Source organism: Microbacterium sp. Soil_C_42 (assembly GCF_057656735.1).
Genome location: NZ_JBDGJU010000006.1, coordinates 1 through 12,335 on the forward strand (window position 1 = coordinate 1; position 12,335 = coordinate 12,335).

The window sequence follows — 12,335 nt, forward strand, 5'->3', positions numbered from 1 at the left end:
TCGTAATGCTCCCGCGCGGCACGGATCGTGGTCGGCAGGGTGCGTTCCTGCAGCGTCACCCGCTTCACCCCCGGCCGCTGCGTGAACGGCCCGAGGACCCGGTCGAACTGCTCCGCCAGGTCGAACCGCTCCGGCAGGTCGTGCATCAGGAACCCCTGCACCTCCAGCTCCGCAATCACACTCACGGACCGGTCGTGCGGGTTGTATATCGCGGCCGTCCCGTTGCTGTCCCACAACTGGATCGACGCCCGGGTGCCCGGCAGGTTCAGCGTCCCGGTGAGGCGCGGCTGTTCGGGGCGGAAGGTCTGGCTGGTGGCGCCGGCGGTGTGACGGACCTGCTTCATCAGCCACAGTCCCGCCATCCGCGGTGTGGAGACGCCGTGGATGCTGGTGAGTGCGGTGATCCCGAACAGCAGGTACAGCGGTGCCCCGTAGAGCAGGCCGAGCGGACCGAACCGGTTCACGAAGACCAGCACCACCAGGGCGGCGGCAGTGAGGAACGCGATCTGCCACCCGTCCATGCCCATGACCACGCCCTGCCGGGACCGGCGCGGCAACCGCACCGGACGAAGGTACTCGGGTGTGGTGCTCATGACGGGCTGCCCTCAGAGCGAGGCGGTTGCGGCGACGGTGACGACGGCGGCCTCACCGACGGAGATGGCGGAGCCGATGAGGTCGACGGGCGACCACCACCCGGGGCGGGCGTGCGACCCTGCGCGGGCGCGGCGGCACCGCGCGGCGAGTTCGCCTGCCCGGACCGCGCGGCCGCCGGCTTCGCGGCCGGTCCGCTGGATGACGGGCCGGCGCCGGACGGGCGGACCCCGGAGGGGAGTCCGCCGAGGCGGGTGGGGATGGCGGCGACCCCGCGGGCACTGTTGGCGGCCATCCGGCCACCGTGGGAGCCGAGCCGCGATCCGATGCTGTCGGCGGCGACCGCGCCGGTGAAGCTGAACAGCCCGAAGATCGCGAACGGCGCGAACGCCACCAACACCAGCCCGATCAGCAGCGGCCACGACTGCGGGTTCCAGATCGTCTTCACCGACGCAAGACCCTGCACGATGAGCGTGACGAACCCGATCGTGAGCGGCGCGGTCAGCAGCAGCACCATCACCGCGGAGAGGTATCCGACGACCCACTGCGGGCCGATGCGGCGCACCGGGAACAGCATCCAGGCGACCGGGCCGACCATGATCAGTGCGGCGAGAGCGATGTTGCGGAACGCGAACACCAACATCAGCAAGAACATCCCCAGCATCAGCAGCCCGTGGATCAGGAACGCGAAGAAGTAGTTCGCCTGCCCGCCCGCCCACATCACCGACTGCAGCGTCGAGTACAACGACGCCGGGCCGTCGCCGTTGAGGATGTACCAGGTCATGTCATCGACCGCGTTGAGCAGGTGCCCGGTCAGCCACAACGTGAGCGGAACCGCGGGGATCGCGATGAACGTCCGCACCAGCACGCCGACCAGCTCCTCCCGGTCACCGGAAACCACGGCGGCGGCGATCGCCCACACCATCGCCCCGAACGTGATGATCAGGATCGCCCACTGCCAGAACGACCACTGATCCACCGCCGCCGTCCAGAGCAACGTGCTGGTGTCGAATCGCATATTGTCCGCCACCAGAAACATCACCCCGGTCGCGGTCAGTGCCATCCCCTGCCCCGCGTTCTCAAACGTAAGGCACACCGCATCGCCGAGACTGCACCCGTACTTCACTGTGAGCGCCTTTCCTCCGTCGGCTTGAATCGCCGGGATGTGTCCCTCATACGTCGTGCAGACGGTGGATTTCTGGCCCGCGAGGGCGACGCCCATGAAGCACTGCTGCGCGGTGACCTTGGTCGGATCTGTCGGCGTGCAGGTGACTTGCCCGCTGGCGTTCTGGCAATCGACCGGCGCTGCGGGGGCCGACCACGGTTCTCCCGTCACGGTGGCCATCGACACCGGCGCCGCAGTCTCCACGACGGCCGCATTAGCGGCGGTACCTGATCCGAGCACGATCGCGAGGCCTGTGGCGAGGCCGAGTCGGAGCAGCCAGCGGAGGTTCATCAGAATCCGAAGTCGAAGTTCACGAACCAGGCGAACAGTCCGGATGCGGCGCCGAGCACGGCGGCGGCGATGAAGATCCACAGGATGTTCTCGCCCGCCCAGGTTCTCACCCGATCGTTAGCCAGCCCCCGGAAGGCGAGCGCGGCGCCGGCGATGATCAACATGATCAGCACCACGAGCATCGCGCCGGCCAGGATGTAGGACGCGACGACTTGGAAGCCTTGGAAGAACGGGGCGGAGAAGTCCGGTTGGATGTCGGGGACGTCGACATCACCCGGGACGATGTGAGTGCGCATGGGGCTGCTCCTTGCTGGTTGCTACTTCAGTTGCAGGCCGAGGCCGGCCATGAACGGCTCCGGATCTACCGGAGTTCCGGACTTCTGAACTTCGAAATGCAGATGGCACCCGAACGACTTGCCGGTATTGCCCTCCGCCCCCAGCGGCGCCCCCGCCACGACGTGGTCGCCCACGGAGACGCGCAGTGATCCCCATTGCATGTGCCCGTACAGCGTCACGAGCCCGTCCCCGTGATCGATACGGACCGCGTTGCCGTAGCCCTGCCACGACCCGGCGGTGATCACCCGTCCGGGACCGGCGGCGTAGATGGTGGCGCCGCAGCCCTGGGCCATGTCATAGCCCCGGTGGTTCGTGGAGCAGTACCCGCACCCCTGCACCGGGTTGTATCCGAACCCGCGCCCCTTCGAATACCCGCCACCCAATGGGAACCCCCACTCCCCGCTCGCAACCGGTGCGGCCTCGACGTTCGTCGGCACCGTGCTTGCGGCGCCGCCGGCGACGGCGAACGGGATCGCCAGCAACGGGGTCAGCAGCAGCGCGGCGACCAGCGCGACGATCAGGAGGGCCCCTGTCAGGATCTTCCGGCCAGTCCTCGAGTTGAGGGCTGCGGCGGTGATCACCGGGGCTCCCATGTCAGGGCTCCAACGGCTCCGTGAAGTAGCGGACCACCTTGCAATCGCCCGCCCGCTGCGCGGAATCCGGTGTCGGCACCGACCCCGGACCGCACAGCACCTGCACGCTCACCCGCACCTGCTCCTCATACGACGTCTCCCCACCGCTGCCATCCGACCGGCTGAACGTCAACGTCACATCGGACGTGCCGATCGACATGTCACCCGACGCGTCATCCGTCACCGGCACATAGACGAGGTCACTCGTGGTCGTCGCGACCACACGTCCGTCTTCGCTGGCCAGTGAGTCCCACTCCTCCTGAGGCAGCACGACTCCTGTTCGCAACTCGACCTGTGCGTCGTCGACAGATGTCTGTTGGTCTGCTTCCGAGGTGTAGCGGGTGTCGGGGGTGAACCAGGTGTCGAGGTAGTCGAGCCACTCCTCGCGGGTGCTCTTTGAGGTGTCGAACGTCGTGGCTGCTTGGAGGGCGGCGCGGATGTACACCTCGCGGTCCGTCGTGATCGGCTCCGGGAGCCAGCCCTGATCGACAACCGATGCATCGACGACCTCACCAGTCGGAGCCTCCGCCGTCGCTGTCGGTTCGGTCGATGGAGGTGAGCCGATTCCGGTCGGATCGGGCGTGGGCTGCGCAAGTAGAGAGCTGACAACGATCGCCACGACCCCGGCGATGAGCACCAGGCCGCCGACGATTGCCCACACGAGTCCGCGGCGTCCTGAGGTCTGGTTCGTCGTCACCGGTCAGCCCTCCTGATCATCCAGGACGGCAACCGTGCGCGGACGGGACGCGCTGGGGGACGGTCGCCGTGGACGCAGTCTACGCACGAGGTCATCGTCAGAAAGCTCAGACGGCCGAAATCTGTGGACAAATCTTCCGACGGCAGCCGCTGGGGAGGAATGAGCACGGCGACCTCGAGACGGGCGGAATTTTATGCCGATGATCAGGTGGATGTCTGTCCACCATTCGGGGGACAGGCTCAGCGAAGGTGCCAGCCATGCCGCCGTTCTGGGCCACCTCGTGCCTGTCATGGGAACACTGTATAGCAGTATTCTCGATATGAATACGACTAAATCGTATAAACATCTTCAGCGTGGCGCTTCGCTTACGACACAATGAACCCATGCCACGACTCGCGCAGCCAGCTGGCTCCGAGGACGCCCAGGATCCCATCGCGCTTCTGGGCAACCTCGTCAAGGCTTCGATCCTGCGCTACCTGCGATCGAATCCTGGCGCGACCATCCGCCCGATCTGCGACACGCTCGCCCTTCCGACTACCACCGTGCAGCCTCGGCTCAACGAGCTCGAGGCCGCAGGGCTCGTGATCTCGGAGCCACCGTGGGCAAAGGGAGTCGATCGGCGGGGGACCGTCGTGCGGTACAGCGTCAACAACGAAGCCGTCACCGACCTGTACCTCCGCCTCGGCGCCGCTATCGGCGAGTTCTAGTCCGAACGCGGCCAATCTGCCGCCAGCCTCGAACGGGCTTTGGCACTCGGGTCGCGAGCACCGTGGTTAGTAGCGCGGTGGTGGTGAGCGCGGCGCAGACGAGGAACGCACCCGTGAATCCGGCTGGTGTGCTGGCGATGGCGAAGATGCCGCCGGAGAGGATGGCACCGATGCGGCGGGTGTTGGTGAAGAGCCCGGAGGCGAGGCCGGGGCGCGGGATGATGTCGAGGAAGAGGGTGAGCCCGATGCCGGCGACGGTGGCGAAAAACCAGGCGTTCAAGAGTTGCGCGGCGGCGAGACCGATCGGGTCACGCACGATGGTCATGACCAGGTAGTAGGCGATCCCTACAGTGATGCCCGCGAGCAGGAGGGGGATCTGGCCGAAGCGGTCGCTCAGGCGGCCCAGCAGTACCAGTGCGGGGATCTCGGCGAGAGCGGCGACACCCAACGCGATCCCACCCCACACGGCCGGCGCGTGCAGCGTGTCGACGACGTAGAGCGTCATCGCCGACGTCACGGTCGCGTTCGTCGCCTGCAGCAGCACGAATGCGACCACGATCGCGATCACCCTTCCCCGCGGCAACGCAGCATTCGCGTCATCCGTGGGCGAATGGCCCGCAAGTGTGACTGGCGCCGCAGTACGGCGGAGGCCGAGGACGGAGCCGATGCCCGCGATGGCGATGATCACGATCGCGATGAGTACGCTGCGGATGCCGAGAGCGCCGGCGAGCAGCATCGCCACCGGTGGGCCGGTGACCCAGGCGACGGACACCATCGCGCGGGTGTTCATCACGGCGGCGCGTCCGGTGCCGGCGGAGCGCAGGTACGCGAAGAACAGTGAGGAGCCGACCGCGGCGGGGCCGCCGAGCACGACCAGGCCGACGATCGCGACGGTGAGCGAGCCGCTGAAGGCGAGTACCGCGGCGGTGGCGAGGGTGAGGGTGCCGCAGACGAGCATCCAGGTCAGGTAGCTGCCGCGGCGGTCCGCCCACGCCGGGATCACGATCGCGGCGACGAACCCGCTGGCGTTGTACAGCGCGAGCGCGAGCCCGATCTGCGCGTTGGACGCGCCCAGCAGTGTGGACAGCAGCAGTGCGAGCGCGGCGTTCAGGAACGCGAACTGCAGCCCCCACGTGAACGCCGCGCCCTGCGTGAAGACTCCCCTCACCACTCTGGTGCCGTGCGTGGTCTGCGAGCTCATACGTGTTCGAACCCGTGAGGTCAGGAGACGCGGCGGGCGCTGAGCCAGCGGACCATCTCGGGGTCACGGTGGTCGAAGAACTGCGAGTCGCCCTCGTCGAGGGTGGCGATCTGGGTCATGTCGTCGGCGCTCAGCTCGAAGTCGAACACGTCGAGGTTCTGCGCCATCCGCTGTGGGCTCACCGTCTTCGGGATGACCACGACCTCGCGCTGGATCATCCATCGCAGCACGACCTGCGCCACCGACTTGCCGTACTTCGCCCCGATACCGGCGAGCAGTTCGTTGCTGAACAGGCCGTTCTTGCCCTCCGCGAACGGTCCCCACGACTCGATCTGCACCCCCTCGGCCTTGAGGATGTCCTGGTCGGCGGTCCGCTGGTGGAACGGGTTCGTCTCGATCTGATTCACCGCCGGTGCGATCTTGTTGTTGAGGATCAGATCGATCAGCCGGTCCGCCTGGAAGTTGGACACGCCGATCGCGCGGGCACGACCGTCGGCGGTGATCTTCTGCATCGCCCGCCATTGCCCGTAGTAGTCACCGAACGGCTGGTGGATCAGGTAGAGGTCGACGTAGTCCAGGCCGAGCTTGCGCAGCGACGCATCGAACGCCTTCGCCGTGTTCTGCTCGGCCGGGGCGTCCTGCACCCACAGCTTCGTCGTGATGAACAACTCGTCGCGGGAGATGCCGGACTTTGCGATCGCCGCGCCCACCGCTTCCTCGTTCTGATACGCCGCGGCGGTGTCGATCAGCCGGTACCCGGCTTCAAGCGCCGACGTCACGGCAGCTTCGGTCTCCTCCGGACCGACCTGGAAGACACCGAAGCCGAGGATCGGCATCTGGATGCCGTTGTTCAAAGTGACGGTCTGCATGAGCCCGCTCCATTCCGTGAGGTGATGACACCAAGTTCAATCGCTTCCCGTGCGCGGGAGAAGGTGCTGCTGTTCCACGTACTGCCAGGTCCTCCCATCCCGACCGTCGACCACTTAGCGTGGTTGGCATGGACACGAACCCCGAAGTCCGTGACTTCCTCCGCACCCGCCGCGACCGGATCAGCCCCACCGAGGCGGGAATCATCGGCGGCGGCAACCGGCGAGTCCCCGGGCTACGTCGCGAGGAGGTCGCGTTCCTTGCCGGGGTGAGTGTCGACTACTACGCCCGCCTGGAACGCGGCAACCTCGCCGGCGTCTCCGACGAGGTCCTCAACGCCATCGCTGGCGTGCTGCACCTGGACGACGCCGAAACCACCCACCTGCACGACCTCGCCCACGCCGCCCAACCCGTCTCACCCAGCCGACGCCGCACGCCCGTGCCAGTTACGACGGTGCGGCCGAGCCTGCAACGCTTCCTCGACTCCATCACCGGGTCCGCGGTATGGATCCGGGACGAACGAATGGACTTCATCACCGGCAACCCGCTCGGCCGCGCCGTGTACGCACCGATCTTCGACGACCCCAGCAGCAACGGCGGCAACAACGCCCTCTTCACCTTCCTGAGCCCCGCCGCCCGCAACTACTACCCAGACTGGGAACGCGGCGCCGACGACATCGTCGCCACCCTCCGCCTCTACGCCGGCCGCAGCCCCCGAGACAAACGACTCAGCGACCTCATCGGCGAACTCATCACCCGCAGCGACGAGTTCAACAAACGGTGGGCCGCCCACAACGTCCGCCACCACCGCGCCGGCACCAAACGCATCCACCACCCCGCCGTCGGCGACCTGGAACTCGCCTACGAAGGCATGCTCCTGCCCGACAACCCCGGATGGACCATGTTCGCCTTCACCGCCGAACCCGGCACCCCATCCGCAGAACGCCTCGCGCTGCTCGGCAGCCTCACCGCTGAATCGACCGCAGCGGAAAGCGAGCCCGCACCCGTAGCCTCCGACGAAAACTGAACGTTACCGCCTGGCCTGCGAATTGATGACCGCCCGATCGCGCACACGTGCCGAATCTTCTGTGACGTCGGCTGACGCGCCTCGTTTTGCGTGATCCCGTATAGAGCAGCTCGGGCCGGAGGCGCCAGGAGGTTTCCGTGAGCCGAGCCGTTGTGTGATGCTTCCCGCCCGCACATACCGAGGGACCGCTGTCGTATCGGCGCGGTGGGCAGGCGGGCGATGCGGCGCCGATGGTGACCGGGAGGGAGTTTGTGACGGTCGGGTTCGGCACCCTTCCTCACCATTCGGTCTGCTCCGCCTGGCAAACGATCCAGCGCTCCGCGTGCCACTCGAGCTCGACCCGCCAGCGGAGATTATCTACTTCGTGCCGTCCCCCGGCGGTCGTCTCGGTAATCGTGCGTGCGAAGACAACGGGACGGCTCGCGTCGTCGAGGTTGACGTCGATCATCGCCGTCCGGATCTCGTCATACGAGATCTCGCCTCTGCAGATACGAAGAAGCCATCTGTCCCGCGATTCAGTCCCCATCGCCAGATGCTCGAGAGCGAAGTCTTCCGCGAGCAAACCTGCGAGGACCCGAACCTCGCCGCGTTTCAACGCTTCGCGGAATTGAGTCCACACCGCGACGAGCTGCCGTCTCATGGCGGCGTCGGCGGGCATGATAATCGCTTCCCTCGTTTGAGCGGCTCGCGTGCCACCACGCGGGTCATTCAGATCGGCGTCTCGGTGCCACCTTGATATCGGTGATGATCTCATGCTGCGCGTGGTCATGTCATGCCGAAGCGGTGACACGGCGACCGCAGTGCTACCCGCAGGTGACGGTGCCAGGAAGGTATGGACTGTGCCCGCCCCTGGCGAGACGGGGTAGCGATCAGCTGAAGGCGAAACTGAACTCGGTGTGGGCCGAGCAGATCGGAAAGAGGCAGCAGCGGGCCGAGTCCGCCGACCTAGGGAATCGCGCGGCCAGGACAAACATCGGTGCTGAGGTGGCCCTGCGGACGACAGCGGAAAGGTCGCGCTCCCAAGTTCCAACGCATGGGCGGCCGCCGCGAGTGGTTCGATCTGAGAACCCGCACCGGAAGACACACCTCAGCCGAAGCGGGCCATCGCGCGCGCTCTTTCCGCGCGCGCAACGGCATGCCCCCGGACACTCACACCGCCATCGTGGTCGATCCTCGCACGAGTGCAGGAACCTGATTCACTTGCGAACGATGGAACGCCTCCACCGCGGACCAGCGATGGACAATTGCTTTCGACTGTGTGGCGGCGGGCTCGAGGAGGGAACACGATGCGACGCGCCTTCTCTCCGTGGTTGGCCCAGACCGCCGTCCCCCACGAGACGTCGGTCCGCCCATCGCGCCAGGACAGCAATGTGCGCGTGAGCGGGTAGGCGTCCACGCCCCACCCGCTCACACGCTGGATGCCCTCCTCCGCTACTTCTTCTTGTCGTTCTTCGCGACATCCGACGTTGCCGCCCTGGCAATCGCCGCCTTGGCGTCGAACTCCAGCATGTACCCGGCCGCCACGAGCTGCTCAGCGGTCTGGCTGATCTGTGAGACGTACTTTCCATGGTTTCCGTACATCGCTTTCAGTTCGTCAGCGGTGTAGTCGCGGTGGTAGCCGCCGACGGCGCACGGGAACAGGTACGGCGGGCCGTTCCAGGAGTCGAAGAACATCGTCGGCGCGACGAGTTCCGGAAGGTGGATTCCGCCCGACGAGATGTGCTGGGTGTTGCGGATCGGGGTGCCTGAGGCACCTCTGTCGAAGTAGATCGACGGCGGAGCGGGCTCGCCGGTGAGGATCCAGTTCCGTACCGCTTCGAAAGCCGCAGCCACGACGTAGCCGGTGTCGACGGGGCCGAACTGTCCGCCGGTCGCCGTGTCGATGACGGCGCACGTGGGCTCGAGCCATTGCGTGAACGTGATCGGCGCGCCATTCCGAAGAAGCGCCTGGTCGCGCGTGAAGACCCGGTCCATGTACTGACGCCCCCATTCAGAAGCGTGCGTCCCGCCCGCGAGCTCCCACACGCGCGTATAAGTGCCCGACGTCCACACCGGCCAGATCCCGAGCGAATCGAGAGAGTCGGAGTTCACCGTCACCGCAGGAGTGGGAATGTCGCCGCGCAGCTGCGACGAACGATCGTGGTAGACGAACCCATCGAAGTAGTCGTAGATCGGCTGGATAGTGTTGTAGTAGTCCGACAGACGGATGCCGGACTGCGACTGTCCGGTTGCGATGACATTCTCGACGTCCAATCCGTTCAGAGCGCCGCCGCTGTTGTCCGCGACCGCCTTCGAGACCTGGGTGAAGATGTCCCATGAGAGGGGGTCTCCGCTGCACAGCGCCGTTCCGTCATTGCCACAGCGGTTGACATCTACGTTCAGCGCGCCGTAACGGGTCGGCTCCCAAGTCCTAAGGTTCTGGATGCCCGCCCGCTGGGCGGAAACGGCAGCAACCGCGTAGCCCTCACGGAGCAGGTACTCGTTCGCTTCCGCGAAGACGAACTCGCCGTCAACGCCGATGGTCACGTTGTTCCACTCGACGACCAGTGTGCCGTTGAACTTCGCAGCCGAGGGCTTCCGTACGACGACCCGCGTCGTGTACGGATGACCGCTGTCCAGCACCGTCGCCGTCGTCGTGGTCGAAGCAGTGCCATTGAAGCGGCTGGCCGTCCCGGTCGCGTAGTACTCGGTCTCGGTGTAGCCCGCAGCGGCCAGATCCACGGCTGCGGCACCTTGAATGCGGGTGCCGGGCACCTCGACCTCGGTGAGGCTGGCGTTGCCCACTGGCTCCGCCGCGTGCGCCGACGCCGGCAGCGCGACCAGCGCACCCGCCATGAGGACGGGAGCCAGCACGCCCGCAACTCTGCGGAACCTCGCCCCCGACATTGGTGATTTCACGTGCGACATCCTTGTTGCCTTTCGATGGGCTCGGGGCCGTGGCCGGGCGAGCGCGATGAGCGCGGACTCACTCAGTCTCATGCCGATCCCCGATCGCCTGTTTGCCGTGGATGCGATGCGCTTGACTGTGCGTGCAGGGTTCGCACGCCTCCTTGACGGTGTCCCCTTGACGGCCGCTCGCTGCAGACCCGACGGAGTGCGGGGGCTTGCCGTCTCAGCCAGGCGTTTCCTGCCGGCCGGCTGCCGAGCGACCAGCCTCTCGTTCTGGTTGTGTGCGGCGGCGGTTCACCCTGCGCGGTTGGGCAAGTGAATTGCGTGGGCTGTCAAGTGCGGTGGGACATGATCGGCGAGTCTGGCGAGGCCGTCGTGACGGCATGATCCGCAAGAGAAAGGTGAGATCGGATGGTAGGACACGCAATGAGGCAGGTCCGACGAACGACCGTGGGTGGTGTAGCTGTGCTGGGCTTGTCAGTCGGTCTGCTGACAGCGGGCTTGACGCCCGCGTCCGCTGCTGAGCCTGGCGACTATGCGAGCCTGGTCGAGGTGGACAAGCCGGGGACGCGAATGATCTCCGCGGCACCGTTCGACATGGCAGCCTATGGCTATGTCGAGCGGGAGTTCTTCGCCTCGGGTGAGGCGCACCGGTATCTGAATCCGAGCGGCGAGGTCGTGGGCTCGTCGACGGGAACAGCGACCTCGCTGACGCAGGGTGAGATCGCGGGGGACTATCGCACGCGTGTGGTGACCCGGCAGCCTGCAGCGGACAAGTTCAACGGCACGCTCATCGTGGAGTGGTACAACCAGACGACGGGCAACGACGGCGAGTTCACGTTCTCGGAGAGCTATGACACGTTGCTGACGGAGGGCTTCGCGTACGCGAGTGTCAGCGCGCAGAAGACCGGTGTGGACAACATCGTGGCGACGCAGCCGGCGCGGTACGCGGGGCTCGAGGTGGAGCCCGAGGATTGTGCGCCCGGTGTGTGTCCTCGCGACGCAATGGCCTGGGATATCGTCTCCCAGATCACGAAGTCGCTGAGGGAGTCGCCTGACTCGCCGTTCGCCGATCTCGATGTCTCCAAGGTCATCCTCACCGGCCAGTCCGGCGCCGGCGTGTCGATCACGCGCTACTACAACGTGATCCAGCCGATCACCCACACGTTCGACGGCTTTGTCAACTGGGACGGCTGGGGTGCTGAGGAACGCACCGACCAGGCGATCCCCTTCGTCAAGGTCTCCTCCTGGACCGTGACCGACGTGAGCGCGAGGCGCACGACGGTGACCGGGCCGTACAACCGCGAGTGGCAAGTGAATGGATCGGCGCACGGATCGAAGTATGCGCACGAGTATTTCGATGCGGTGTTCCTCCGTGACGGCACTCAGCCGGGCGGCCGCTCCTTCACCGCTTGGCACACCGCTTCCGGCAGCTGCACCAACCCCCAGCCGGGAACCCCCGTCCGCGTGGGTCAGGTCATCGGCGGCGCGTTTGTCGCAGTGGACCGCTGGGTCCGTGGCGGACCCGCCGCAGCGCCGTCGATCTACTTCGAGCGCAACGCGGACGGAACCCTCGCCCGCGACGAGCGTGGGCTCGCAATCGGTGGAGTTCAGATCGCAGACGCCGCAGTGCCGAGCGTCGAGATCCTGCGTCAGGCGGGCCCGGGGATCTTCTGCCGCTATGCGGGTGCCTGGGCTGACTACACCCCGCAGGAGCTGGCCGAGATGTACTCGTCGCACGGCTCGTACGTGTCGAAGGTCGCCAACGTGACCGAGGCGGCGCTCGATGCCGGGTACATCGTCGAGTCCGACGCGGACAAGACGATCCGGGCGGCTGCGCGCTCGAGTATCGGCAAGGCGAAGAAGTAGCCGCCTGTCACCAGTGATACGAGCGGGTGGGTTTCTGTCCAAAGCCCACCCGCTCCGCTGATT

The 12,335-nt window shown here is 66.4% G+C and carries 12 protein-coding genes; 3 read left to right on the forward strand and 9 right to left on the reverse strand.

Annotation, left to right across the window (positions count from 1 at the left end; genetic code table 11):
• The 5 genes from AC3A46_RS05595 to AC3A46_RS05615 all read right to left on the reverse strand — a co-directional run.
• The coding region (locus AC3A46_RS05595) for an SCO6880 family protein (protein ID WP_487664213.1) at positions 1 to 593 on the reverse strand (593 nt) is incomplete at its 3' end.
• Positions 590 to 2,047: a hypothetical protein gene (locus AC3A46_RS05600; RefSeq protein ID WP_487664214.1), complete on the reverse strand. Its 1,458-nt coding sequence runs from the start codon at positions 2,045 to 2,047 to the stop codon at positions 590 to 592. The genes AC3A46_RS05595 and AC3A46_RS05600, both read right to left, overlap by 4 nt.
• Positions 2,047 to 2,343, reverse strand: coding sequence for a hypothetical protein (locus tag AC3A46_RS05605; RefSeq protein ID WP_487664215.1), 297 nt, complete (start codon positions 2,341 to 2,343; stop codon positions 2,047 to 2,049). Before AC3A46_RS05605 ends, AC3A46_RS05600 begins: the two co-directional genes overlap by 1 nt.
• Before the next feature lie 21 nt (positions 2,344 to 2,364).
• Complete coding sequence (locus AC3A46_RS05610) at positions 2,365 to 2,964, reverse strand: M23 family metallopeptidase (protein ID WP_487664216.1); 600 nt, start codon at positions 2,962 to 2,964, stop codon at positions 2,365 to 2,367.
• 13 nt (positions 2,965 to 2,977) lie between these two features.
• Positions 2,978 to 3,712 carry a hypothetical protein gene (locus tag AC3A46_RS05615; RefSeq protein WP_487664217.1) on the reverse strand — a complete coding sequence of 245 codons (735 nt, stop codon included), beginning with the start codon at positions 3,710 to 3,712 and terminating at the stop codon, positions 2,978 to 2,980.
• A gap of 383 nt (positions 3,713 to 4,095) precedes the next feature.
• On the opposite strand from AC3A46_RS05615, the gene AC3A46_RS05620 reads away from it, so the two are divergent.
• The gene (locus tag AC3A46_RS05620; protein WP_487664218.1) at positions 4,096 to 4,419 is read left to right on the forward strand and encodes a winged helix-turn-helix transcriptional regulator; all 324 of its coding nucleotides are present in this window, start codon (positions 4,096 to 4,098) and stop codon (positions 4,417 to 4,419) included.
• Here AC3A46_RS05620 and AC3A46_RS05625 read toward each other — a convergent pair.
• Together AC3A46_RS05625 and AC3A46_RS05630 are read right to left on the reverse strand one after the other, a co-directional pair.
• Positions 4,403 to 5,620 carry an MFS transporter gene (locus tag AC3A46_RS05625; protein ID WP_487664219.1) on the reverse strand — a complete coding sequence of 406 codons (1,218 nt, stop codon included), beginning with the start codon at positions 5,618 to 5,620 and terminating at the stop codon, positions 4,403 to 4,405. The two genes, AC3A46_RS05620 and AC3A46_RS05625, sit on opposite strands and share 17 nt — an antisense overlap.
• A 20-nt stretch (positions 5,621 to 5,640) precedes the next feature.
• Entirely contained in the window at positions 5,641 to 6,489 is an 849-nt protein-coding gene (locus AC3A46_RS05630) for an aldo/keto reductase (protein ID WP_487664220.1), read from the reverse strand.
• Between the two features lie 128 nt (positions 6,490 to 6,617).
• Between AC3A46_RS05630 and AC3A46_RS05635 the strand changes: the two genes are divergently transcribed.
• A complete protein-coding gene (locus AC3A46_RS05635) occupies positions 6,618 to 7,514 on the forward strand; it encodes a helix-turn-helix domain-containing protein (protein ID WP_487664221.1) in 897 nt (298 codons plus the stop codon).
• Between the two features lie 277 nt (positions 7,515 to 7,791).
• Here AC3A46_RS05635 and AC3A46_RS05640 read toward each other — a convergent pair whose 3' ends face one another.
• A complete protein-coding gene (locus AC3A46_RS05640; protein ID WP_487664222.1) occupies positions 7,792 to 8,172 on the reverse strand; it encodes a hypothetical protein in 381 nt (126 codons plus the stop codon).
• 773 nt (positions 8,173 to 8,945) lie between these two features.
• Positions 8,946 to 10,367: an alpha/beta hydrolase domain-containing protein gene (locus tag AC3A46_RS05645; protein WP_487664223.1), complete on the reverse strand. Its 1,422-nt coding sequence runs from the start codon at positions 10,365 to 10,367 to the stop codon at positions 8,946 to 8,948.
• Positions 10,368 to 10,976: 609 nt separating this feature from the next.
• Here AC3A46_RS05645 and AC3A46_RS05650 point away from each other — a divergent pair.
• Complete coding sequence (locus AC3A46_RS05650) at positions 10,977 to 12,272, forward strand: alpha/beta hydrolase domain-containing protein (protein ID WP_487664224.1); 1,296 nt, start codon at positions 10,977 to 10,979, stop codon at positions 12,270 to 12,272.
• Positions 12,273 to 12,335: the final 63 nt, after the last annotated feature.

Coding starts and splice junctions, on each gene's coding strand:
- AC3A46_RS05620 (WP_487664218.1), top strand. CDS start 4,096: ATGCCACGACTCGCGCAGCCAGCTGGCTCCGAGGACGCCCAGGATCCC.
- AC3A46_RS05640 (WP_487664222.1), bottom strand. CDS start 8,172: ATGCCCGCCGACGCCGCCATGAGACGGCAGCTCGTCGCGGTGTGGACT.
- AC3A46_RS05625 (WP_487664219.1), bottom strand. CDS start 5,620: ATGAGCTCGCAGACCACGCACGGCACCAGAGTGGTGAGGGGAGTCTTC.
- AC3A46_RS05650 (WP_487664224.1), top strand. CDS start 10,977: ATGATCTCCGCGGCACCGTTCGACATGGCAGCCTATGGCTATGTCGAG.
- AC3A46_RS05600 (WP_487664214.1), bottom strand. CDS start 2,047: ATGAACCTCCGCTGGCTGCTCCGACTCGGCCTCGCCACAGGCCTCGCG.
- AC3A46_RS05605 (WP_487664215.1), bottom strand. CDS start 2,343: ATGCGCACTCACATCGTCCCGGGTGATGTCGACGTCCCCGACATCCAA.
- AC3A46_RS05630 (WP_487664220.1), bottom strand. CDS start 6,489: ATGCAGACCGTCACTTTGAACAACGGCATCCAGATGCCGATCCTCGGC.
- AC3A46_RS05635 (WP_487664221.1), top strand. CDS start 6,618: ATGGACACGAACCCCGAAGTCCGTGACTTCCTCCGCACCCGCCGCGAC.